This window comes from Prevotella dentalis DSM 3688 (genome assembly GCF_000242335.1).
GTDB lineage: Bacteria > Bacteroidota > Bacteroidia > Bacteroidales > Bacteroidaceae > Prevotella > Prevotella seregens.
In genome coordinates this window covers 1,641,796-1,666,409 of sequence record NC_019960.1, presented here as the reverse complement: position 1 = coordinate 1,666,409, position 24,614 = coordinate 1,641,796, and the positions used below count along the sequence as shown (strand labels likewise).

The 24,614-nt window shown below is 56.5% G+C and carries 11 protein-coding genes; 10 read left to right on the top strand and 1 reads right to left on the bottom strand.

Features of this window, described 5'->3' with window-relative positions; translation table 11 throughout:
• Window positions 1–35: 35 nt before the first annotated feature.
• The 10 genes from PREDE_RS06525 to PREDE_RS06480 all read left to right on the top strand — a co-directional run bounded on the left by PREDE_RS06525 (window position 36) and on the right by PREDE_RS06480 (window position 19,711).
• Window positions 36–1,043 carry a LacI family DNA-binding transcriptional regulator gene (locus PREDE_RS06525; RefSeq protein WP_005845216.1) on the top strand — a complete coding sequence of 336 codons (1,008 nt, stop codon included), beginning with the start codon at window positions 36–38 and terminating at the stop codon, window positions 1,041–1,043.
• A 36-nt stretch (window positions 1,044–1,079) separates the two neighbouring features.
• Window positions 1,080–3,740, top strand: coding sequence for a family 78 glycoside hydrolase catalytic domain (locus PREDE_RS06520; protein ID WP_015298571.1), 2,661 nt, complete (start codon window positions 1,080–1,082; stop codon window positions 3,738–3,740).
• Between the two features lie 13 nt (window positions 3,741–3,753).
• Window positions 3,754–6,153 (top strand): glycoside hydrolase family 2 protein, encoded by a 2,400-nt coding sequence (locus tag PREDE_RS06515; RefSeq protein ID WP_005845213.1) that lies wholly within the window; start codon window positions 3,754–3,756, stop codon window positions 6,151–6,153.
• Between the two features lie 37 nt (window positions 6,154–6,190).
• The gene (locus PREDE_RS06510; RefSeq protein WP_015298570.1) at window positions 6,191–7,150 is read left to right on the top strand and encodes an ROK family protein; all 960 of its coding nucleotides are present in this window, start codon (window positions 6,191–6,193) and stop codon (window positions 7,148–7,150) included.
• A 12-nt stretch (window positions 7,151–7,162) separates the two neighbouring features.
• Window positions 7,163–7,753 (top strand): SIS domain-containing protein, encoded by a 591-nt coding sequence (locus PREDE_RS06505; protein WP_005845210.1) that lies wholly within the window; start codon window positions 7,163–7,165, stop codon window positions 7,751–7,753.
• A 13-nt stretch (window positions 7,754–7,766) separates the two neighbouring features.
• Window positions 7,767–8,945 (top strand): MFS transporter, encoded by a 1,179-nt coding sequence (locus tag PREDE_RS06500; RefSeq protein ID WP_005845208.1) that lies wholly within the window; start codon window positions 7,767–7,769, stop codon window positions 8,943–8,945.
• Window positions 8,946–9,159: 214 nt separating this feature from the next.
• Window positions 9,160–12,129 (top strand): SusC/RagA family TonB-linked outer membrane protein, encoded by a 2,970-nt coding sequence (locus tag PREDE_RS06495; protein WP_005845206.1) that lies wholly within the window; start codon window positions 9,160–9,162, stop codon window positions 12,127–12,129.
• A 40-nt stretch (window positions 12,130–12,169) separates the two neighbouring features.
• Window positions 12,170–14,089: a RagB/SusD family nutrient uptake outer membrane protein gene (locus PREDE_RS06490; protein ID WP_005845204.1), complete on the top strand. Its 1,920-nt coding sequence runs from the start codon at window positions 12,170–12,172 to the stop codon at window positions 14,087–14,089.
• 15 nt (window positions 14,090–14,104) lie between these two features.
• Complete coding sequence (locus PREDE_RS06485; protein WP_005845202.1) at window positions 14,105–16,201, top strand: glycoside hydrolase family 36 protein; 2,097 nt, start codon at window positions 14,105–14,107, stop codon at window positions 16,199–16,201.
• Between the two features lie 15 nt (window positions 16,202–16,216).
• Window positions 16,217–19,711, top strand: a complete 3,495-nt coding sequence (locus PREDE_RS06480) for an alpha-galactosidase (protein ID WP_015298565.1) — start codon at window positions 16,217–16,219, stop codon at window positions 19,709–19,711.
• Between the two features lie 449 nt (window positions 19,712–20,160).
• Here PREDE_RS06480 and PREDE_RS06475 read toward each other — a convergent pair whose 3' ends face one another.
• Entirely contained in the window at window positions 20,161–24,561 is a 4,401-nt protein-coding gene (locus PREDE_RS06475; RefSeq protein WP_015298564.1) for a DUF7619 domain-containing protein, read from the bottom strand.
• Window positions 24,562–24,614 lie beyond the last annotated feature (53 nt).

Genomic DNA, 24,614 nt, shown 5'->3' with positions numbered 1-24,614 from the left:
GTTGCATCTGTCCGAGTTAATATAATAAAGGTAACATGAAAGCATCTTTAAAAGATATAGCAGAGGCCTTAAATGTATCGAAGACCACCGTGTCTTGGGTATTGGGAGGAAAAGGTGACGAGCGAGGAATCAGCACAGCCATGCAAGACAAGGTGTGTGCCATGGCCAAGAAAATGAACTATCAACCCAATTTGATAGCGCGAAGTCTGAATACGGGGTTGACGAGTACCATAGGATTGATTATTCCTGATATTACGGACTCTTTCTATTCTGAGGTGGCCAGCTCTATAGAGAAAAGTGCAGAACGGGCAGGTTTCTACGTGATGATTGGTAATTCTGAATCCAATCCGGAGCGCGAGCGCCACCTTATTCAGATGTTCAAGGCCAAGCAGGTGGATGGCATCGTCCTGGCACCGACCAAGATTTCGCGAGTGGAAATAGACCGACTGATGGAGGAGCACTTCCCATTTGTACTCTTCGACCGCTATTATCCGGAGGTCAAGACCAACTATGTGATTGTGGACAACGGGGACAGCAGCTATCGGCTTGTCAAGAATATGGTGGGCCGTGGATGCCGAAAGGTAGCCATTATCACCACCAACTCGCATCTTCGGACAATGAACATGCGCCGTGAGGGCTATAGCAATGCCCTGCTCGAATCGGGAATAGAGCTGGATACCAACCTGTATGGAGAGGTGGGTTTCAATGATTACCAAAAGGGAATCTATCCGGTGCTCGACCGTATTCTGGAGCAAGTTCCCGATGTTGACGGCTTCTTCTTCACCACTCACATCCTGTGTTTGGCGGCATTCAAGTATTTCCATGATCGTCATGTCAGTTATGCCAGCTACGAATTCTCGTGTATTCATGGCATGCCGGCCTTTCAGTGCATCGCCCCGTCCATGCAGATTGCCCGCATGCCCGTGGAGCAGATTGCAGAGGAATCGGTCAATATATTGGTCAAGAACATAGAATTCCGGCAGACCCATGGTGATGCGGAGTTCCCTATTCATGAGGTGAGTCTCAAGTGCACCTATTATTAATAGCAATACTTTAGTTCCCATCAAATCCCCCGGCTTATGTATCAAGAGATGAAAAGGATGCGGCACTTATATCGGATGCTCCTGCTGCTTGGTTGTGTCCTGCATACAAACGGGTTGATGAACGCCCAGTCCATTTCGCGCATGCGTTGTGAATATTCTGTTCGACCGATTTGCATAGATGCGTCTTCGCCACGTTTGACATGGAATTTCCAAGCTAATGGGGACTTTCGGCAGCGTAGCTATCGCATTCTTGTTGGTACGGATGCCACAAAACTTGCCGAAAAGGTTCCGGCAGGACTGGTGTGGGATTCGGGTATTGTCACGTCTTCTCTATCCCGGGCGGTCTATCGTGGAAAAGACTTGCAGCCGTTCACGCGCTATTATTGGCGTGTCATTGCTTGGGATCAGCGTGGGCGGCAAATCGATTCGCCGGTAGAAAGTTTTGAGACGGCCTTGATGCGCACGTCCGATTGGCGTGCACTCTGGATCACAGATGGTCGTCATCGGGACTTTGAGCCGGCCCCAATGTTTCGGAAGTCGTTCCAAGTGGATGGCGTGCATGTCAGGCAAGCCCGATTCTATTGCAGTGCGGCGGCCTATGGGTGTTTTAAGATCAATGGAAGTCCTGTTTCGCAAGACTTGTTGAATCCCGGATATACCCATTATGACAAGCGTAACCTTTACAGTGTCTACGACGTTGGCTCCTTGCTTCGGCAAGGTACCAATGTCATCAGTGCCGTGCTTGGCAATGGTTTCTATAACGAGATAGGCAAGGTGGCTACATGGGGATTTGAGTCGGCCCGCTGGCGCAACCGCGCCCGTATGACCTGCATGCTCCGCATGGAGATGGAAGACGGGACGGTCAGGGAAATCCTTTCGGACGGAAGTTGGAGGACGGCAGTAGGCCCCTATCTGGTCAACAACATCTATGCCGGCGACAAATATGATTCGCGTCTGGAAAAGAAAGGCTGGGAATTGGCCGGCTATGACGACAGTGGCTGGCAAGAGGCCATGGTAGTCAGTGCCCCCTCGCCTTTGCTTGCAGCCCAGAAAATGCCGGCCATACGGGTATCGGAGGAGTTGGGTGCCCAAGGGTTCCGGTCGCAGGGCGATACGCTTTTCATCTATGATTTTGGCAAGAACATTTCGGGTTTCTGCAAATTGCGCATCCAGGGCAATTCGGGAACGCAGGTCCGGCTCCAGCATGGCGAAATCAAACTGCCCAACAACCGACTGGAGGTGGGGAATATAGCCTGCTATTATTCTCCGATGGAAGACAAGGAATTCCAGACTGATACCTATATGCTCAACGGCGAGCTGCAAGAGCTTTCGCCCCAGTTTTGTTATCACGGCTTCCAGTATGTAGAGGTCAGGACCTCGCAGCCTGTACATCTGACCAAGGAAAGTCTGCGTGCCGAGTTCTTCCATACCGCTCTCAAGCCTGTGGGAATGTTTGAGTGTTCGGACGAGTTGTTCAACAAGTTGTCGGCAGCCACCCACGTGTCCTATCTCTCCAATCTGCAGAGCATTCCCACGGATTGTCCTCAGCGCGAGAAGAATGGCTGGACGGCCGACGCTCACATGAGTATGGACTTGGCCCTGCTCAACTATGACGGAATCCTGTTGTACGAGAAGTGGCTGGACGATTTTCTGGACAATCAGAACGATTCGGGCCGCATCTCCGGCATCATTCCCTCTGCCCAATGGGGATATGACGACTGGATTGGCCCTGTATGGGATGCCGCCATGTTCGGCATTCCCATGACGCTCTATTATTATTATGGTGACACGCGCCCGATAGAGAAGATGTGGCCGGCGTGTGTGAAGTATCTGAACTACCTGAAAGGACGGGAAAATGCAGAGAAGACGGTGACTTATGGCATCGGCGACTGGGTGTACTACAAGACCCAGACACCAACCGATTATACGACCACCTGCTACTATTACTTTGACAACCGGCTGATGGCAGAATTTGCCCGATTGTTGGGAAAGGACGGAACGGCCTATGAACAGAAAGCGCAATATCTCAGACAACTGATTCAGTGCAAATACTTCGATCGTGAAAAGGCACTCTTTTCCAACGGTTCACAGGCAGCGCAGGGCGTGGCTCTCTATCTGGGGCTGGTGCCCAAGGAGTATGAACAGCGGGTGGCCGACAATCTCAGCCAGATGATTGCAGCCAACGGCGGGGCTCTTGACTGCGGCATGCTGGGCAGCAAGACTATTCTTCGCATGCTCTGCAAGTATGGTTATGCCGACCAGGCTTTCCAGATTGCCAACCGCACGGAGGCGCCCTCATGGGGCAACTGGATCAAGCGCGGGCTGACCTCACTGGCCGAGACGTGGAATCTCTCGCCAACCTTTAAGGACGCCTCGCTCAATCATGTCTTTTTAGGCGATATTCATGCGTGGATGTATCAGTATCTGGCCGGCATCAATTATGATGAGGCCCAGCCTGGTTTCAAGCATATCCTCTTGCAGCCCTATTTCGTGAAAGGACTCGACTGGGCCAAGGGATCGTATCGTTCACCGATGGGCATGGTTAAATCGGAGTGGGTGCGCAGGCACGGACGCATCGTGCTCGATGTGGAAATCCCTGCCAACACGTCTGCCACGCTCTCGGTTGATGGGAAGAAGCAGGAATTGCAAAGCGGACATCATCATTTTGTGTACGAGGAAACTAAAAAAAAACATTAGACCATAGGCGATTATGCGACTGTCAGGATTATTGTTTCTGTGGCTGTTATTGGCTTTTCCGAAGACTGTAACAGAGGCTTGCGGACAGGTCATTACACTGAACGGAGAGTGGCAGCTTTCTTATTGGAAGCAGCCGGCGGCCCCCGTACGCTCGCCGGAGGGCATGCAGCGCATGGCTGCCAAGAGCATCCCGGCCACGGTGCCGGGCAATGTGGAGCTGGATCTTCTGCGGGCTGGTCTCATCAAGGATCCGATGATTGGCAACCACGTGAACGAGCTGCGCCAGTGGGAGGGCTATGAATGGTGCTTTAATCGCCGTTTCATTACGCCGCAATTGCGCGGCGATCAACGCGTAAACCTTTCGCTTTTAGGCGTAGATTGTCTGGCCGATATATGGTTAAACAGCCGCCATATAGGCTCCGTCGCAAACATGATGATAGAGCATGCTTTCGACATTACGGATGTGCTGAATCGGGATGGAACGGACAACACGCTGCAAATCATTATCCGTTCGGCCACCCTGGAGGGTCAAAACCGCCTGCTCGGCACGTTCAGCATTGGCGGTTTTGCGTCAGAAGAGTCGGCCTATATCCGCAAGGCTCCCCACACTTTTGGGTGGGACATCCTGCCTCGGCTGGTCAGTGCCGGTCTGTGGAGGAATGTAGAGCTCCGCGTGGTTCAGCCCGTCCGCTTTCGTAATGTTCATTATTATGTCAGCCAGATAGACACGGCATCCCGCCATGTACAGCTCTTCGCCGACGTGCAGGTGGCTATGCCCATGGAGCAGTTCGACCATGTCAGGGCCCGTCTCAGCTTGAGCCGTCATGGCAAGGTGGCCTATACGCTGGAGCAACCGGTTGTAACGCCGGCTTTCCGCTGCCAGTGGAGTCTCGAACACGCCGATTTGTGGTGGCCTCGTGGCTATGGAGAGCCTGCCCTTTATGATGTGAAGGCCGAGCTCGTCGATGAGAAAGGCCGGGTGCTGGCCTCCGACCGTCAGCGGCTGGGGCTTCGCACCGTCTGCCTGGACCTGAACGACATGCACTCGGACAGCAGTCCCGGCCGCTTCAGATTCTTTGTCAACGATGAGCCTGTCTTTATCCACGGAACCAATTGGGTGCCTCTGGACGCTCTCCACAGCCGCGACACGATGCACGTGGACAAGATGATGGACATGGTGGCCGACCTGAACATCAATATGATACGCTGTTGGGGCGGGAATGTGTACGAAGACCATCATTTCTTTGACCGTTGCGACGAGCTTGGCGTTCTGGTGTGGCAGGACTTCGCCATGGGCTGCAACTTCTATCCCCAGCGCGACGATTTTGCACGTGCCGTCGAAGAAGAGGTGCAGAGCGTGGTGGTCAAGTTGCGCAATCACCCGTCGTTGGCCCTCTGGTCCGGCAACAACGAGAACGACATGATAGCCTATCAGACGTTGCGCAACTTCCATTTCGACCCCAATAGGGACAGGATAAGCCGTGAGGTGATACCAAGGGTGCTTTATGAATTTGACCTCACCCGTCCCTACCTGCCCAGCTCCCCTTATTATAGCGAGGCCGTCTATCGTCACGGCGGCGGCGACAGTCTGTTGCCGGAGAATCATTTGTGGGGGCCTCGGGGCTACTATAAGGATGCGTTTTATAGGAATGCGACGGCTGTGTTCTGTAGCGAGATAGGTTATCATGGCTGTCCTTGTGTGGAAAGTCTGCAGCAGATGTTCTCCAAAGACTGCGTATATCCCTGGACTCGTGACTTTGAATGGAACGACGAATGGGTGACGAAGTCTGTGCGGCGGTTCCCTGTCTGGGGCAAGACTTATAACCGGAACAACCTGATGCTCAATCAGATTCGCTGTGTCTTCGGCGATGTGCCGAGAAAGCTGGACGACTTTGTCTATGCCTCTCAGAGTGTGCAGGCCGAGGCGATGAAATACTTCTTGGAGATGTGGCGTGGCCGTAAGTTCGATGACAAGAGCGGCATCATCTGGTGGAACCTGAGAGACGGGTGGCCTCTTCTGTCGGATGCCATCGTCGATTATTACTTTCGGAAGAAGCGTGCCTATGACTATCTGCGCCACGCCGAGCGTGATATATGCTTGTTTGTCAATGATGCAGCCTCCGGTTCCTTGGCTCTGATGGCGGTCAATGATACGCGCAGCGAGGTTCGGGGAGAGGTTACTGTCAGCGATGTGGAAAGTGGAAAGCATGTATTTCAGGGCCGCTTCCATATCCCTCGAAACGGAAAAGCTCTTGTGACTACATTGCCCGAACCTCATGGGCAGGGTGTGTATCTCATTCGATATGCCGTTGGCGGTCGCACATATGGCAACCATTTCCTCTATGGCAAACCGCCTTACGTGTTAAGCGACTATCGCAGATGGATGGAGAAGAGCCGTTTGTACGGCCAGTGATTCGCAACATATTATTTCATTCAAATACTCAATGCGTATGAAAGAGAACCTGATCGGAATAGACATTGGCGGTACCAAGTGTGCCGTGTCTTATGGACGTTGGGAAGCGGATGAGCTTGTTGTTGTCGACAAGATCCGATTTGCGACGACCGAAGTCAATGAGACCATCGGGCGGATTTGCCAAAGTGTGTCTCAGATGCTTGATAAATATCAGCTGAATCGGGAGAATACAAGAGGCATCGGCATCTCTTGCGGCGGGCCGTTGTCGAGTCAGAAAGGGATCATCATGTCGCCCCCCAACCTGATAGGGTGGGATAACGTCTCTATTGTGAAGACAATAGAAGAACTGACCCACATTCCCACGCATCTGCAGAACGATGCCAATGCTTGCGCTTTGGCCGAGTTCCGCTTTGGTGCCGGCCGTGGTTCCCGCAACATGGTGTTCCTTACGCTTGGCACCGGCTTGGGGGCTGGTATCATCATTGATGGAAAATTGTACAGTGGCACCAACGACAATGCCGGTGAAGTGGGGCACATTCGCTTGGCCGATTTTGGCCCGGTGGGCTACGGCAAGAAAGGTTCGTTCGAGGGATTTACCAGTGGGGGCGGCATTGCACAGATTGCATGCTCTCTGATTATGGAGCAATGGCAACAGGGAAATAGAGTCTCTTGGTGTGAGTATGGCGGTCTGGATAAGGTGACCACGCGGCTTGTTGCCGAGCAGGCCACCAAGGGCGATGCCGTGGCCAGGCATGCTTTCGATATTGCTGCGGAGTATCTTGGTCGTGGATTGGCCATTCTCATAGACACCTTGAATCCCGAGGTCATCGTTATTGGCAGCATTTTTACCCGTTGTGAGCATCTGCTCCGGCCCCGAATGCAGCAGGTTATCGATCGGGAGGCTTTGTCGTGCTCCCGTCAGGTGTGTGTAGTGAAGCGCGCTGCCTTGGACGAACAGATCGGAGATTACGCCGCTTTGTCCGTGGCACTTGTTTAACCGTTTAAGCGTATGGCGATGAATGAATTGATAAAGAGCAGTTTGACTGAAGCCCACGAGGAACTGAAAGCCTTTATGTTGTGCGATTCCAATATTGCCGCAATAGGCGAGGCGGGGCATGTAATGGCTTGCACTCTGAAGAGTGGGCACAAGGTGATTAGTTGTGGCAACGGTGGCTCGCTCTGCGATGCCACTCATTTTGCAGAAGAGCTGACGGGGCGTTACCGCCATGGTCGCCGTTCCTTGCCGGCGGTTGCTATCAACGACCCTGCTTATATGACCTGTGTAGGCAACGATTTCTCGTTTAATGATATTTTCGCCCGCTATGTTGAGGGGATAGGCGAGGAGGGCGACACATTGCTGGCCATCAGTACAAGCGGCAATTCTGAGAATGTGCTTCGGGCCGCAGAAGCTGCCCATCGTAAGAAAATGAAGGTCGTGGGGCTCACCTCTACCGGCGGGAACCGGCTGACTTCCCTATCCGATGTTTCCATCTGTGCGCCTAAATCGGCCTATTCGGACCGCATTCAGGAAATCCATATCAAGGTCATCCACATACTCATACAACTTATAGAGGCTGAATTGGAAATAGTGGAACAGTAAAAAGGAGGAAGAGATGAAGACAGTCGAAAACCATTCAAGTTCAATGATGAGAATCCTCCCGGTTATGTTTGGATTCTTCATCATGGGTTTTGTCGATATTATCGGCATGGCCAATAACTATATCAAGCACGACTTTGCAGACCTGACAGATTCCATAGCCAACCTGATTTCCCTGTCCTGCTTTATCTGGTTCTTCTTGTGTGCCATTCCCACGGGCATGCTGATGAACAGGATTGGTCGGAAGAAGACGGTTGCGCTGAGCTTCTGTGTCACGGCCTTGGCCATGCTTGTTCCGCTGGCCGACTATAGTTTTGGCATGATGCTCGTCACATTTTCACTGGTGGGAATTGGCAATACCATTCTTCAGGTGGCACTCAATCCATTGGTTACGAATGTCGTCACGCCGAAGCAGCTGACGGGTACACTGACCTTGGGCCAGTTCATCAAAGCTGTGAGTTCTTTCCTTGGCCCCATCATCGTGGCTTGGGCAGTGGGTACGGCGTATGGATGGAAAATGATATTTCTGTTTTATGCAGCCACCTCTTTGCTGGCCTTTGTGTGGCTTTGGGCAACCCCCATTCCCGAATCAGAGCCGTCTGCGCAGCCCAACGTCTCTTTTTTGATGACGCTCTCGCTGTTGAAAGACCCTTATATCTTGGCTTTCTTCCTGGGCATAGTTGTCCTTGTTGGCGTGGATGTCAGTATCAATCTCACGTTTCCCAAGCTCATGATGGAGCGTTGCGGCCTTCCGCTGAGCGAAGCCGGCATGGGCAACAGCGTCTATTTCTTTGCGCGCACGGTGGGTGCATTTGTCGGTGGACTCTTTCTGCTGCGAATGTCCGAGGTAAAATTCTATGTCTTTAGCATTTGGTTGGCATTGGTCGGCTTGCTGATGCTGGCTGTTTGCCAACCTATTGGGTTGGTATATCTGAGTATCGTTGTCTTTGGTCTCGGCTATGCCAACCTGTTCTCTATTATCTTCTCTCTTTCGATGAAGCGTTTGCCAAGCAGGGCTAACGAAGTGTCTGCATTGTTAATTGTCGGTCTTGTGGGTGGCGGCATACTGCCGCCGATACTGGGTCTGTGCACAGACAGCTTTGGGTCACAGCTGGTCGCTGTCATCTTTTTGATTTGTATGTGGGGGTATATGTTCTGGCTGACGAGGCGTGTGAAAAGCGTAAGTCCTCTGTAAAGACGCTGAGGGCAGAGATGTGTACCGTGTGTTAATTTAATACTTGTGAATTATGAATGTAAGATGTTTGGTAATGATACCTTGTATGGCGGCTTTGTCAAGTGGCAGTGCTTATGCCAGTCATACAGGAAGTGGGACTCCCGATGCTGTTCGGAATGCGATAAGTGTAGCACATATTGCCCCTCAACAGCAAGGAAGACAGTCCCAAGGACGGGTGATTGACGAACAGGGCAACCCGATTATTGGTGCCACGGTCACTCAAAAAGGCACGACCAACCGCACCGTAACAGATGCTGATGGCTATTTTACGTTGCAGGTGCCTCTGGGTGCAGCTTTGGTCATTTCCTATGTAGGATATGATGTCCAGGAGGTGAAGTCGGGCCGGCATATCAATGTCGTGCTGAAAGAAAGCGACAACCTGCTCAATGAGGTGGTGGCCGTGGGTTATGGCGTGCAGAAAGTTGGGACGGTGACGGGCTCGGTATCCCAAATTAAGTCGGATAAGATAACGGTGGCGCCCATTGGCAACGTGACCAACGCTTTGGGAGGACAACTCCCTGGTCTGATCACGAAGCAGGAATCCGGCATCCCGGGCCAGGACGACGCAGCCTTGTATATCCGTAATTTCAATGCTCCGCTCATTATTATAGATGGCGTTGAGGCTTCTCTCTCTGCGCTCGACCCCAATCAGATAGAAAGTATTTCCATTCTGAAAGACGGTGCGGCCTCTATTTATGGTGCCCGAGCCGGTAACGGCGTGATTCTGGTCACCACCAAACGGGGTGTGGCTGGCAAGATGAGGGTCGAAGCCAATGCGAGTTTCTCTTGGCAAGGCTCGTCCCATGTCATCAAACCGGCCACGTCGGCCCAGCGGGCCCAGTATCTGAACGATGTTTGGATTTATGGAGGCAACGACCCCTCGGGTGCACCATACACCGACGAAGAAATCGAGTTGTTCAAGAAAGGAACGGATCCCAACTACCTGAACACCGACTGGTTTGCTGCGAGCGTCCGCTCCTTGGCTCCCATGCAGAACCATAATGTCAGTCTGTCGGGCGGTACAGACAAACTGAAATATTTCAGCTATTTCGGCTATGGCCGGCAGGAGACCCTGCTTAAGACCAATGGCGGCCGCTACGAGCACATGAATATCATGACCAATGTCGACGTAGAGATCGCCCCGCGGCTCACTGCTTCTGTGGATCTTAAGTATTACAAGCAGCAGCGACTCTACCCGGCCGCCTGTGATGGAATGTCTACTCCCGATAACTTCTGGCGTGACATGATCTATGCCGCCGACCCGCAGTATCCGCTTTCACTGCCCGACAAGACCAAACTGGCCTACGCCGGCATCACCTACGGCAGTCCGATTTATGGCACGAATATCGAACTCAGTGGCTATCAGAACCTGAAAAAGAATATTACGGCCGTTCATGGTGGCCTGAAATATGAGTCCAAGTTCGTGCCCGGATTGGATGCCCGCGGCTATGTAACCTATACACACACCGAGGATGGCAGTAAAGTATTCAAGAAGCAACAGTCTTTTTATACCTATAATGCAGAGACTGGCGAGTATACTTTCTCGCGCAAGTCCCAGGATCCGATGCGGATGAGCATGAGCAATTCCGACGACAATCACACCAACATGCAGCTGTCGCTGAATTACAACCGTACGTTCAAGGAAGCCCATACCATCAGTGTGCAGGCCATATACGAGTACGACCTCTTCCGCAACACCGGTTTTAACGGCAGTCGCGAGGGTTTCAAGTCTTATGTGCTGAACGAATTTTTTGCCGGCGACCCTTCCACGTCGAACATTGCCTCGGGTTCTGCATCGGTTGGTCGCGTCAGTTGGATTGGCCGCCTGAACTACAATTACAAAGATCGCTATCTGTTCGAGGGCATTCTCCGTGCAGATGCTTCTTCGCGCTACGCCAAGGGCAGTCGCTGGGGCTATTTCCCCAGTGTGTCTGTGGGCTGGAATGTGGCCAACGAGCCTTTCATGAAGCCGCTCAAGATGGTCGATTTGCTGAAAGTTCGCCTGAGTTATGGAGCTTCGGGCGACGACGGCATTGCCAACTTTGCTTTCCTTACCGGATACTTCTACGACAATTCTTATACGTTTGGCAACAGCTTGACCTCCGGTCTTCTGGCCACGGGCCTCCCCAATCCCAATCTCACTTGGGAGAAGATGGCCATCACCAACTTGGGCATCGACTATGGATTGTGGAATCGTAAGCTCTATGGCAGCTTCGACATGTTCCGTCGTCACCGCACGGGAATCCCCGGCCAGCGCTCATCTTCGGTTCCTTCTACCTTTGGTGCCAACCTCCCGGTGGAGAATCTCAACAGCATCAATACCGACGGATTTGAGTTCAGCATGGGCACGGCAGGGAGCATAAGCGGCTTCAGCTACGATGTCAGCGCCAACATATCGTATGCTCGGGCCAAGTGGGCCAAGTACGATCAGGCCAAGTTCACCGACCCCGACCAGGACCGTCTCTATCGTCTGGAGGGCAATTACACCGACCGCCGCTTCGGCTATGTGTTCGACGGGCTCTTCACTTCCCAAGAAGAAATCGACAATTGGGACTGCACCTATGACATCCTCAACAACGACAACAAGACCCTGCGCCCCGGCGATGCCAAGTACAAGGACCTCAATGGCGACCATGTCATCAACTGGCGCGACCAGAAAGAGATAGGCAAGGGCACCACGCCCCACTGGATGTATGGCATCAATTTCAAGTTCTCGTACAAGGGTTTCGACCTTCAGGGCCTGTTCCAAGGCGCATGGGGATATACGACCTACGTGGTACTCGACGGTTGTGAGACGGAATTGAAATACAAGAGCATGTGGCGTGAGGACAATAACGACCCGCGGGCATACACCCCGCGTCCGGGCGGCATTGCATCGGTAAACTGGCTCTATTCCGATTATCGCAACCACAACACCTCCTACCTGCGGCTGCGCGACGTGGCATTAGGCTATTCGCTTCCCAAGTCGGTGGTCATGAGATGGGGCTTGGAGCGCGTGAGATTCTATGTGGCAGGTACCAATGTGTTCACGTTGAGCAATCTCAACAAATATGGTGTCGACCCCGAGATGTCCGAAGGGCATTATGCAGGCATTGGCTATCCGCAGCAGTACACGTTCAGCTTCGGCGTGAACCTGAGTTTTTAAGACTGTAGCAGCAGAAAAGACAACTTCAAACTTTAGAATTATGAAAACGAAGATACATTTAGCCCTCCTGGCTTTCACCATGGCATCTTTTGCTTCATGCACCGACGTGCTGGACCAGATTCCCTCCGATCGTTATACCGACGCTGTTGTCTGGAACGACGAAACCTTGATTCTTCAGCATTTGGCCCAGCTCTATGCCTATACGCCGGTCATGGTGCAAGACTGTCCGGCCTCGGCTTCTACATGGAATGGGGCCACCCTCAACCGCGATGACAACAGCTGGGGAGTGTGGATGGGCCAGAGCGAGCAGATAGAGGGCTCGACCCGTTCCTTGGAAATGGCAGACGAGTGCAAGTACAATTTTGGTGCCCAAACCGATTTCAACCAGCTCAAACGGTATGGCTATCAAGTGAATGACACCTATTTCCAGTGGTGGGGAAATGCCTATTACCAGATTCGCAACCTCAACAATTTCATGGACCAGATGGATAAGTCGACCTTGCAAAACAAGGAGGAACTGAAGGGCGAGGCTCGCTTCTTGCGCGCATTCTGCTATTTTGCCATGGTCAAGCGCTACGGCGGCGTGCCTCTGGTAACTGCTGTACAGGCCATCGATGCCGATTCCACGGTGCTCTATCTTGCCCGTAGTTCGGAAAAGCAGTGCTACGATTTCATCATTGACGAGTGCGAGCAGGCTGCTCGGGTGCTTCCTGCCCGGCAAGAGACCGGGCGGGCAAGCAAATGGGCCGCCTATGCTTTGGAGAGCAGAGCATCCCTCTTTGCTGGCAGTATTGCCCAATGGGGCCAACAGCAACTCGACGGATTGCTGGGATTTGCGCCGGCAGATGCCAACAAGTATTACCGGATATGCGTGGATGCTTGCAACAAGATTATGGAGAGTGGCAACTTCTCACTCTACAATCAGGATGCCGATAAGGTCACCAATTATCGGAACATTTTCTTGAAGAAAGACAATTCCGAGTCTATCATGGCATGGCGTCACACCGGTCCCAGCTGGATGGCAGGCGGCACCGGTCTCTGGTCTTGGGACATGTGCGAATGTCCTCGACCCAACGTGTGGGGCGTGGGCAATTACCATTGCCCCTACCTCGACTTCGTAGAATTGTTCGAGTGTGTCGATGGCACGCCGGGCAAACTCGAGTTCGATCCCAACAAGAGCTACACGATGGCCGAACTCTTTGGCAACCGCGACCCACGCTTGGCAGCCAACGTCTGGACCAACGGCACACCGTGGCCCAACGGCGTGGGCGGCGTGTGCTTCGGACAAGACCATGTAGACATGCACCGGGGCATCATGAAACCCAATGGTGTTGTGGAGAGCAGCCGCTTTGGATCGTACAAGGGCATCGGTGCCATTGGCGACCAGCTGGCGCGTGTGGTCGAGTACAGTTTGCTGAATACGGGTTTCGGGGTACGTAAGTATCTGGACGATGATGCCGATGTTCAGAGCTGGTTCTGCACCTCAACCACCGATTATCAAATCTTCCGCTATGCCGAGATTCTGCTCAATCAGGCCGAGGCTGCCTTTGAATTGGGAGACAATGCCGTGGCTTTGCGCAATGTGAACCAGATTCGCAGCCGGGCCGGCATCGTACAACTGGCGGGTATCACACGCGACCAGCTGCGCCACGAGCGCACCATTGAGCTTTGTTTCGAGAACCATCGTTACTGGGATTTGCGCCGGTGGCGCACGGCCGAACAGGTATTGTCCACTTCGCATCAGGGACTTACCTATATTCTCGACCCGTCTTCGCTGCTGGATGCCAAGGACAAAATCATTCCGGGGGCCACGCCTAAGTTCTATCTCCGCGTGGTCGAGTACATAGACGGAGCCAACGAAACACCCGTCTTCCCTGCCAAGAACTATTATTGGCCGGTGGGCAATGCCCGCATCGCCCAGAATCCGAATCTTGTCGAAAATCCGGGTTATGCCAACTAATGCGACGTACAGGCAATGGACAAAGTCAGAAAAATAAAAACGATGTGGCGGCTTCTCTTGGCGGTGGGGCTTTGTGTGCTCCCCGCCGTGGAGGCCTTGGCGCAGAACAGCTTCAAGCTGAGCCGTCGCGCGCCAGACGTTGAGAGATGGATCAAGAGTGCCTTTGCCCGTGGCAGGGTGCCGCCATTCTCGTTCGTCTACGACGGCCAATCCTCGGCCTCGTTCATCAGGTCGTGGACTTATCAGGCCGTGCGCCACGGCCGCACAGCCCCCGGTCAAGTGGCCTACACATTCACTTACACCCATCCTCAAGACGGTCTCCGGGTGAGCTGCGACGTCACCGGCTATCCAGATTATGGTAGCGTGGACTGGATATTGCGCGTAGAGAACACGGGCACCACCGACTCCCGGCCCCTGCAGCAGGTACAGGCCATCGACCTGTCCCTGCGCTATGGCCGCCCGGGCCGCTTCCTCATGAATTACCTGGAGGGCAACCAGATCAGCCCGGCAGACTTTCAACCCCGGCAGATCACACTGCCTACGGGCCAGCCCGTCGGCATGTCGCCCGAGGGAGGACGCTCCAGCCAGGGCAAGTACACCCCATTCTTCTGCATCACTTCCCCGCAGGGTGGTGGTGTCGTGCTGAGCATCGGGTGGACCGGCAACTGGCTGGCCGAGGTCTGCGCACAGAGTGATCGCGAGGTCAGCTTGGTGGCGGGGCAGAAGCGAATCAGCCTCTACCTCCATCCCTCCGAGCAGATTCGCACCCCCCGCATCAACCTGATGTTCTGGGAGGGACAGGACTATCTGGATGGCACCAACCAGTTTCGCCGGCTGGTGCTGGCTCACAACAGCCGCCGTGTAGACGGGCAAGTGGCCTGGTATCCGTTCTCCACGGGGTTCAATTATCACGAGCCCCAGCCCATGCAGGAGTATTCCTGCCTCACCCGGCAGTATGCCATTGCCATGGTGAAGCGCAACTATCGCTTCGGCATCCGCCCGGATGTGTTCTGGCTCGATGCGGGCTGGCATCAGGACGCCGGCGATTATCAGTATGGGCGCAACTGGGCCAACACCACGGGCAACTGGACGGTCGACACCACACGCTTCGGTCATACGCTCCGGCCCATAGCCGACGAGATTCACCGCCATGGGGCCAAGTTCATGGTGTGGTTCGAGCCCGAGCGTGTGGTGGACGGCACGCAGTGGGCCGTCGAGCACTTCGACTGGATGCTGCGCCACCCCAAAGGGGGCGACTGGCTGCTCTTCAACCTGGCCAACCGCGAGGCCTGCGACTGGCTGTGCCGGTATTATGGCGACATGATAGCCCGGAACGGCATCGACTACTACCGGCAGGACTGCAACATCGAGCCCGAAAAATACTGGGAGGCCAACGACGAGCCGGGTCGCGAGGGCCTCACCGAGATTCGCTACATCGAGGGGCTTTATCGCTTTTGGGACTATCTGTTGCAGCGTTTCCCACAGTTGCTGATAGACAATTGCGCCAGCGGCGGTCGCCGGATAGACTGGGAAACCATGGGCCGGAGCGCCCCGCTCTGGCAGAGCGACTACTATCACTATTATGCCACCGAGGGCCTCCAGACGCAAAACTACGGGCTCAACCTCTTCGTGCCGTTCCATGGCACGGGTGTCGTTACGGCTGATGCCTATGCGGCTCGCTCCAGCTACAGCTCGGCCATGGTGTGTCATTGGAAGCTGACAACCAAGCAAACCAACCTGGAAACCGTGCATCGCTGCATCGACGAATACCAGTCGGTCAGACCTTATTATATAGAGGACTATTACCCGCTGACGGGCAGCAACACGGCTACGGACGCCAACAGCTGGATGGCCTATCAGCTCCACCGCCGGTCAGACGGCACGGGCATCGTCGTGGCTTTCCGTCGCCCCGAGTGCCAGGACAGCACCACCGTGGTTCGGCTGCGGGGTCTGCGCGAGGGCGGCAGCTACGAGCTGGTCAACGCCGACACCGGGGAGACCACCGTTTGCACCGGCCGCTCGCTGTCCGACGGGCTGGTGCTCCGTCTGGGCACCCCGCGCTCTTCGCTGCTGTTCCGATATAAAGAGGTGGGGCAGCAAAGTTCATTCTAAACAGTTTGGCACGTTATGAAGACTATCCGTTTATACCGATTTCTGGCATGCTGCTTCTGTCTGGTCATGCCGTTTTTGCTGAAAGCGCAGACGGCCATCGACTTCCGGGGCGAGAGGATGGACGTGGGGCGGTGGGCGGCAACGCATTTTGCCCGTCATGGCGAGCATCCCTTCTCGTTCACCTACGGAGGGCGCGCCTCGGCCACATTCCTCAAGGGCTGGTCCTATACGGTCAGCCGGCGCATGTCTCCATTGTCCGATGTGACCAATACGGTCTACACCTACACCGCCCCCGACCGCTCGTTGCGGGTGGACTGCGACGTCAAGCTGTACCGTCGGCAGCAGGCCGTCATGTGGACGTTGCGGTTCACCAATATCGGCCAACGCCCGTCGCAGCCCATAGCCCAGGTGAAAACCACCGACCTGTCGCTGCAAAACCGCGGGCGGCAGCCGTTCACCGTCCACTATGCCAAGGGCAGCAATGCCGACCCCGACGACTTCGCGCCGCGCCAGACCGTGCTGTCGGGCGATGCCGGGCTCTCGCTGCGGCCGGTAGGCGGCCGGTCGAGCCAGGGCAACTTCCCGTTTTTCAACCTCGACACCGGCCGTGGCCAAGGCGTGATTGCCGCCATTGGGTGGACCGGTACATGGATGGCCGACTTCCGTTCCACGGCTCCCGGTTGCATGTCCATGGTGACGGGCATTGAGCGTCTGAACACTTGGCTGAAGCCGGGCGAGAGCATCCGGTCGTCGAGTGCATGCCTGTTGTTCTGGCAAGGAGAGAACCATGTAGACGGCCAGAACCAGTGGCGGCGCTTCGTGCTGTCCTGTCTCACGCCACGTGTGGACGGGCGTCCGGTCTGTTATCCGCTGACCACGAGCTTCAATTATGGCGACCCCTATCCCTGCAATGAATACACCTGCCTGGACGAGGACTATGCCATCGCCCTGGTGCAACGGTACAAGCAGTTCAACTTGGCTCCCAAAGTGTTCTGGCTCGACGCCGGATGGTATGCCGAGTCGGCCCGCGTCAAGGAGGGCTGCAACTGGTACAACACGGTGGGCAACTGGACGGTCGACCGCGACCGGTTCCCCAACGGGCTCAAGCCCGTGAGCGATGCCGTGCATGCCATCGGCTCGGAACTGATGGTATGGTTCGAGCCCGAGCGCATCTTCAAGGGCTCGCAGTGGAGCAAGGAGCTGCCCAAGGCATGGCTGATCGATGGTGGGCCGCAGACCGAGTCGTATCTCTTCAACCTCTGCGACACGGCGGCCGTGGCCTGGCTGAGCCGCTACATCAACCGGTTCATGGACGAAAACGGGATAGATCACTACCGCCAGGACTACAACATAGAGCCGGCGGGGTTCTGGGCTGCCAACGACGAGCCGGGCCGTGAAGGTGTCACCGAGAACCACTATGTGGAGGGACTCTATGCCTATTGGGACAATATTCTGAAGCACCATCCCCATGGTTTCATCGACAACTGTGCCGGGGGCGGCCGCCGGCTCGACCTCGAGACCATACAACGGAGCGCTCCGCTCTGGCGCACGGACTATCGCTACGGCGAGCCCGTGGGCTACCAGACCCACACTTTCGGCCTTGCCCTGTGGCTGCCGCAGACGGGCACGGGCGTCATGGGCAGTGACAAGTTCTCGTCGCGGTCCAGTCTGAGCACCACCGTGGTCTACGACTGGAAGATTACGGAGCCGGAGTTCAACCTGACGGAAGTGCGCCAACTCATGGACGAATACGAGGAGCTGCGCCCCTACTACTTCGAGGACTATTATCCGCTCACCGGCACAGACCGCGTCCTGGGCGACAGCATCTGGCTGGCCTACGAGCTCAACCGGCCGTCGGGGCAGGACGGTGTGGTGGTGGCTTTCCGCCGGGCCAGTGTCCCGGACAGCAGCTGCACGGTGCGGCTGCGCGGTCTCGACCCCCGGCTCACCTACACCCTGACCGACCGCGACTCCCGCCGCAGCTTCACGCAGACCGGTGCACAGCTGGCCCGTGGGCTGAGGCTTGTGCTGCCGCAGCCGCGCTCCAGCCTCATTCTGACCTATACGGCCAATCCCGCGGCCCGTCCCGCGCAGCTGGCCGTGGCCGATCCCAACCCTCAAAAGGTGGTGGGCATGGGTGTGGAATTCGACCCGCACTTCCTCTCGCAGAACGTCACCCGCAGTGAAGGCTGCCGGGCCGAAGACTGGGACAGCGTCATCTGTCGGCGCGTGGCCGAAATGCAGGTGCAGCGTTTTCGCGTCATGGTGCTGCCGTCGTGGTACGAACCGCAGAACGACGATGCCGATGCCCACCACATCCGTGCCGCCGGCTTCACCTGGGAGAGCCGTGAGATGCAGTCGCTCTATGCCGAGCTGGACCTGGCGCAGCGGCTGGGCATACAGGTCAACCTCACGGTGTGGGGGGCCGAGCGCAACCATTTTCTCGCGCAGGGCAACGACGGCGACTGGGTGGTGGCACCCACCAATCTGGAGGAGTGGGCCGAGAACATCTCGGCCTTGGTGCAGCATCTGCTGCACGACAGGCACTACAGCTGCATTCGGGAGATAACGCCCGTGAACGAGCCCGACTGGGCTTTCATCCATAACGGCCGGAAGTCTACGCCCGATCCCTATATCCGGATGTGCCGGGTGCTCGACGCCCGCTTTCGTCAGGACGGCATTCGCGACAAGGTGGACTTCTGTCTGGCCGACAATTCCGACGGCGGCATGGGCACCCATAAGTATCTGCAGGCCTGCACCCGCGGGCTGGCCGACGTGGCCGACGGGTTCAACAGTCACACTTACATCTTTGGCTACGACACGCCCAACTCCGTCATCTACCATTGGGAGTGGGAAAATTGCCAGCTGGCCGGCCGTGCGGGCAAGCCGCATTTCGTCGGCGAGTTTGGCGGAAACCAGTGCGTAGGCTCCACGCGCCAGCGCGACATCAACCTCTACGAACGGGGCGTGCTGCTGGCCCGCATCGCCATCAACTGCCTGCAGGCCGGGGCGTCGGGGCTGAGTTACTGGAGTCTGCTCGACCAGTACTACGGTCGGCAGAGCGACTACAACGCCATGCAGCAGCTGGGATTGTGGAAGAGTGTATGGAGGGCTTACGCGGGCGACTCCCTCTATCAGGGCCTGCACACCGACTATGAGGTGCGTCCGCAATACTACGCCTACTCGCTGCTCACGCGCTTTGTCCGCAGTGGCGCCGAGGTGTACCCCATTCCGACCAACGACGAGTTCTATGCCGGCATGGCCTTGAAAAACACAGACGGCCGCTGGACCTACGTGTTTGCCAACGCCCATGCCACCCCACGGCACATCCGGCTGTCCAACCGCCGGGCTCCGAAAGGCACGTTCGAGGTCTACCGCTACGTGCAGCAGGAGCTGCCCACAGACGGCCGACAGATTCAAGCTGCCGCGCAGCGACTGCGCGGCCAGACCGAGCTGGACTATGTGTTACCGGCCAGTTCGGTTGTAGTTTTCTATCAGACGACATTTTGATTGTTCATGGTAAGTCTGATACCGTGGCGGATAGGTCAAATGGCGATTTGGCATATCCGCCTTTTTTGATGGTGTATTTATAAGAGATTTCAGGCTGTTATAGGCTGCTATATGCTGCATGGATAAGATAACTGCGGCGTATTCGTGGGATGTTTGCGGCGTTATCGCGGTGCGTTTACGGCGTAGACGTCGGGCGATTCCACCGTATTTATTTTACGATCACGGCGTTTTTGTTTCGTGATGGCATTGTTTTCATTTTGCCGTTTCTCGGTTTTGGCCGGCCCAGTGGTGGAATACGGGCTGTGGGGCATCGGCATAACGACAAGTCATCGGGGGGTGAAACGGAAACCTCCCCTCCCGGTTGAGGGGGAGGGGAGGCGGAGAGGATGGCTCCGGGGCCAAGCCCGACAAGGGCGGTGGCCGGCGGGAACCGGGGCGCGTACCGGGACTTACCGCTGGATGTGCTTGCGGCCGTTCCTGATGACCACGCCTCGATAGCTCTTGCCCACGCGCTGTCCGGACAGGTTGTAGGCGGGGCCGTCGGTGCGGTCACGGTCGAGCTGGCTGATGCCGTCGGTGGTGGTCGATACAGACATCGGGGCCGTCTGCTCCGTGTTGCCCACCCAGTCTACGGCGAGAGCATAGAAACTGTAGTCGGCCTTGTCGCCCTTCGGAACAGGATAGGCGAACCGCCCGTTGTTGCTGATGCCGGCGAGGTTGTAGTCGCCGCCGTTCCTGGACACGTAGTAGTAGTAACTGCTGGTGCCCGAGGCGGCGTCGGCGGCCGTGCAGTTCACGCTGATGGCCGTGTCGCCGTTGGCAAACGTGGCCGCGCCCATGGTCGTCACGGGAGCCGTGAGATCGAGTGTGTTGACATAAGTATTGGTTTCGATTGGTTGGTTCTTGTCGAAGATGATGGTCGCCTTGTTGGCAATGCGCGTGCCGTCGGCGAGTCCCGGCTTGAGGTTGACCGAGAAGCTGACGTAGCCCTCGCCCTCGGGAGCCTTCACGTTGGGCGGCAGCTCGATGCCCTTGATGTCCCACACGAGCTTATTGCCCTCGCGCGTCATGGACCAGTTGTAGCCCTGGTCGTGTGAAGTGGGCCCAAAGCTGACGCTGTTCACGTCGAACACGTTCTCGTCGAGCTCGTCGAACACCCGAACGCGCCAGGCCGGTGCGCCGGCCTCGGCCTTGTTCTCGAAGAGGATGCGGTAGTCCACGGTGTGCGTGTCGGCGATGTAGTGCTCTTCGCCGCTACCGGCCGGGCCCACCATCTCGTTGGGGTCGAAGGAGGCCACGATGTCGGTGCAGCCCACCTGGCCGGCCGTTACCTTCATGTTGGACTTGGGATTGATGAGTCCCGTCTCCACGGCACACCAGTATTCCCAGCGCAGCCGTATGGTGCTGGCAAAGGTGCTCAGCGTCTCGAGCAGGCCACCGGCCGTGGCAATGGGCTTCAGCACAGGCACCTTGTCCATGGTTTCGGTGATGATGGTCTTGGTGACGTTGCGTGCGGAGAAGTCGGGTTTGAAGCCCTTGCGCTCGGTGATGTAGTAGTTGGAGGGGAGGCCCTTGGCGCGGGCGAGCTCTCGTTTCTGGTCGTCGGGCAGGGCAAGCTCCTCGGCGATGAACTCCTTGGCGGCGTCGCTGGTGATGGCTTTGGTCACGGCATAGCTGAGTGCGCATACGCCCAAGGCCACCGTGGTGCCCACAATGCGCTGTGGCTTGGCATAGGAAATGTCGCCCACGCCCTCGGCCACGATGGTGAAGCCGCACTGTTCGTAGGGAGCGAGGCTGGGAATCCAGAATGCGGCCACGGGCGATCCGTCGTACATGATGCTGTCCATGGGCATGTAGATGCGGCGTCCGTTGTCGTAGATGTAGGCGCCGAGCAGTTTCACGTCGTTGTTGGCCACGGCGCAGAGCATGAAGTTGCCGGTTGGTTCGCCCGTGACGTTCTTGGCCGTGACTTGATATTCGGTGGGCACGCCCTTGCGCACGGCGTTGCGTCCGGTGAAGGTGACGCGGATGGGCGAGCCCTTCTCGGCCTGATGCACGCCGTTGCAGATGAGGTAGCCGCCTTGTCCGGAGCTGCGCGGCACGCATACGTAGTAGTTGGCCTGAGCGTCGTCGGCCGTGAAGTTGAGCACGCCGGCGCTGCGTTCAAAGCGCTGCGAGGCTATTTGGACCATCTGCTCGCTGCCGGCCGCTTGCTTCAGCACGCGTACCACACCGATGTTGAGCGCGTAAAGGTGGAGGGTGTCCACGCCAATCTCCACATAGCCCACGGCATCCTGGGGCTTGCGGATGACGTACCAGTCTTCCGTGTCTTTCTTGCGGATGCCGTAACCCAGCGTGGCCTGCAGCGGTTTGCCCGGTTCGAGCACGCGGGCGTGCTGCCAGTCGTCGGCGTCTTCTGCGCCCTCGTCATAGGGATTCTTCTCAAACTGGCAGTTCAGCGTGTAGCCGCCGTAGCCGTCGTAGCGGTTGATGTCGAAATAATAGGTGCCTGCGGTGAGGCCCTCGATGGTGAAGACCACGGTGGTGTCGGTGTCGTGGTTGTCCATGTCGTGGTTGTAATAGAGGTAGTCCAGCGCGTCGCCGTTGGCGATGTTCATGCCGGTGCCGCCGAGCCGCAGGGTGGTCTGTGCCGCTGCCGAAATGGTGAGGTCGCCATCGGCGGGCAGGGTCACTTTGTACCAGTCTTTTTTGTCCTGCTCTCGGAACTTGTAGCCCATTCGCCCGGTGAGGGTCTGGTTGAACGCCACTTCCACGGCATGCGTCCAGTCGGCGTTGCCGGGCTCTCCGGCATCGTTGGCAAGGGTGCAGGGGGTGAATTTCGTGGTCAGCGTGTAGCCGCCGTAGCCGTCGTAGCGGTTGATGTCGAAATAATAGGTTCCTGCGGCGAGTCCCTTGATGGTGAAGACCACGGTGGTGTCGGTGTCGTGGTTGTCCATGTCATGGGTATAATAGAGGTAGTCCAGCGCGTCGCCGTTGGCGATGTTCATGCCGGTGCCGCCGAGCCGCAGGGAGGTCTGTGCCGCTGCCGAAATGTCGAGGTCGCCGTCGTCGGGCAGGGTCACTTTGTACCAGTCTTTCTTGTCCTGCTCTCGGAACTTGTAGCCCATTCGCCCGGTGAGGGTCTGGTTTGGCTCCACTTCCACGGCATGCTTCCAGTCGGCGTTGCCGGGCTCTCCGGCATCGTTGGCAAGGGTGCAGGGGGTAAACTTCGTGGTCAGTGTGTAGCCTCCGTGGCCGGCGTAGCGGTTGATGTCGAAATAATAGGTTCCTGCGGCGAGTCCCTTGATGGTGAAGACCACGGTGGTGTCGGTGTCGTGGTTGTCCATGTCATGGGTATAATAGAGGTATTCCAACGCGTCGCCGTTGGCGTTGGCGATGTTCATGCCGGTGCCGCCGAGCCGCAGGGTGGTCTGTGCCGCTGCCGAAATGGTGAGGTCGCCATCGGCGGGCAGGGTCACTTTGTACCAGTCTTTTTTGTCCTGCTCTCGGAACTTGTAGCCCATTCGCCCGGTGAGGGTCTGGTTGAACGCCACTTCCACGGCATGCGTCCAGTCGGCGTTGCCGGGCTCTCCGGCATCGTTGGCAAGGGTGCAGGGGGTGAATTTCGTGGTCAGCGTGTAGCCGCCGTAGCCGTCGTAGCGGTTGATGTCGAAATAATAGGTTCCTGCGGCGAGTCCCTTGATGGTGAAGACCACGGTGGTGTCGGTGTCGTGGTTATTCATGTCATGGGTATAATAGAGGTATTCCAACGCGTCGCCGTTGGCGTTGGCGATGTTCATGCCGGTGCCGCCGAGCCGCAGGGAGGTCTGTGCCGCTGCCGAAATGTCGAGGTCGCCGTCGTCGGGCAGGGTCACTTTGTACCAGTCTGTCACGTCATGCTCTCGGAACTTGTAGCCCATTCGCCCGGTGAGGGTCTGGTCGGTACCCGTCTCCACAGCCCCGTTCCAGTCGTTGTTGTCGGGCTCCCCGGCGTCGTTGGCAAGGGTGCAGGGGGTGAACTTCGTGGTCAGCGTGTAGCCTCCGTGACCGGCGTAGCGGTTGATGTCGAAATAATAGGTTCCTGCGGCGAGTCCCTTGATGGTGAAGACCACGGTGGTGTCGGTGTCGTGGTTGTCCATGTCATGGGTGTAATAGAGGTAGTCCAGCGCGTCGCCGTTGGCGTTGGCGATGTTCATGCCGGTGCCGCCGAGCCGCAGGGTGGTCTGTGCCGCTGCCGAAATGTCGAGGTCGCCGTCGTCGGTCAGGGTCACTTTGTACCAGTCTTTCTTGTCCTGTTCTCGGAACTTGTAGCCCATTCGCCCGGTGAGGGTCTGGTTTGGCTCCACTTCCACGGCATGCTTCCAGTCGGCGTTGCCGGGCTCTCCGGTGTCGTTGGCAAGGGTGCAGGGGGTGAACTTCGTGGTCAGCGTGTAGCCTCCGTGGCCGGCGTAGCGGTTGATGTCGAAATAATAGGTTCCTGCGGCGAGTCCCTTGATGGTGAAGACCACGGTGGTGTCGGTGTCGTGGTTGTCCATGTCATGGGTATAATAGAGGTATTCCAACGCGTCGCCGTTGGCGTTGGCGATGTTCATGCCGGTGCCGCCGAGCCGCAGGGTGGTCTGTGCCGCTGCCGAAATGTCGAGGTCGCCGTCGTCGGTCAGGGTCACTTTGTACCAGTCTTGGGTGTCGCCGTCGGCTCCCAACTGTCCGCGAACGGCGGTTCCAGTCTCGATGGCCTGTGCCTGTTTCCAGGTGTTGTCGGGCACGGCATCCTGCCCCCAAGCGTGTGTTGCGCCCAGGAGCACGGCGGCCATGAGGGCCGCTCGTAGGTTGTGCGTAGCGTTTTTCATCTTGTTTCGGTTTATAGGATTACATATGTTTAAGTTTACAAAAATAGGGCAGG

Coding starts and splice junctions, on each gene's coding strand:
- PREDE_RS06515 (WP_005845213.1), top strand. CDS start 3,754: ATGCGACTGTCAGGATTATTGTTTCTGTGGCTGTTATTGGCTTTTCCG.
- PREDE_RS06475 (WP_015298564.1), bottom strand. CDS start 24,561: ATGAAAAACGCTACGCACAACCTACGAGCGGCCCTCATGGCCGCCGTG.
- PREDE_RS06500 (WP_005845208.1), top strand. CDS start 7,767: ATGAAGACAGTCGAAAACCATTCAAGTTCAATGATGAGAATCCTCCCG.
- PREDE_RS06525 (WP_005845216.1), top strand. CDS start 36: ATGAAAGCATCTTTAAAAGATATAGCAGAGGCCTTAAATGTATCGAAG.
- PREDE_RS06490 (WP_005845204.1), top strand. CDS start 12,170: ATGAAAACGAAGATACATTTAGCCCTCCTGGCTTTCACCATGGCATCT.
- PREDE_RS06485 (WP_005845202.1), top strand. CDS start 14,105: ATGGACAAAGTCAGAAAAATAAAAACGATGTGGCGGCTTCTCTTGGCG.
- PREDE_RS06505 (WP_005845210.1), top strand. CDS start 7,163: ATGGCGATGAATGAATTGATAAAGAGCAGTTTGACTGAAGCCCACGAG.
- PREDE_RS06480 (WP_015298565.1), top strand. CDS start 16,217: ATGAAGACTATCCGTTTATACCGATTTCTGGCATGCTGCTTCTGTCTG.
- PREDE_RS06520 (WP_015298571.1), top strand. CDS start 1,080: ATGTATCAAGAGATGAAAAGGATGCGGCACTTATATCGGATGCTCCTG.
- PREDE_RS06510 (WP_015298570.1), top strand. CDS start 6,191: ATGAAAGAGAACCTGATCGGAATAGACATTGGCGGTACCAAGTGTGCC.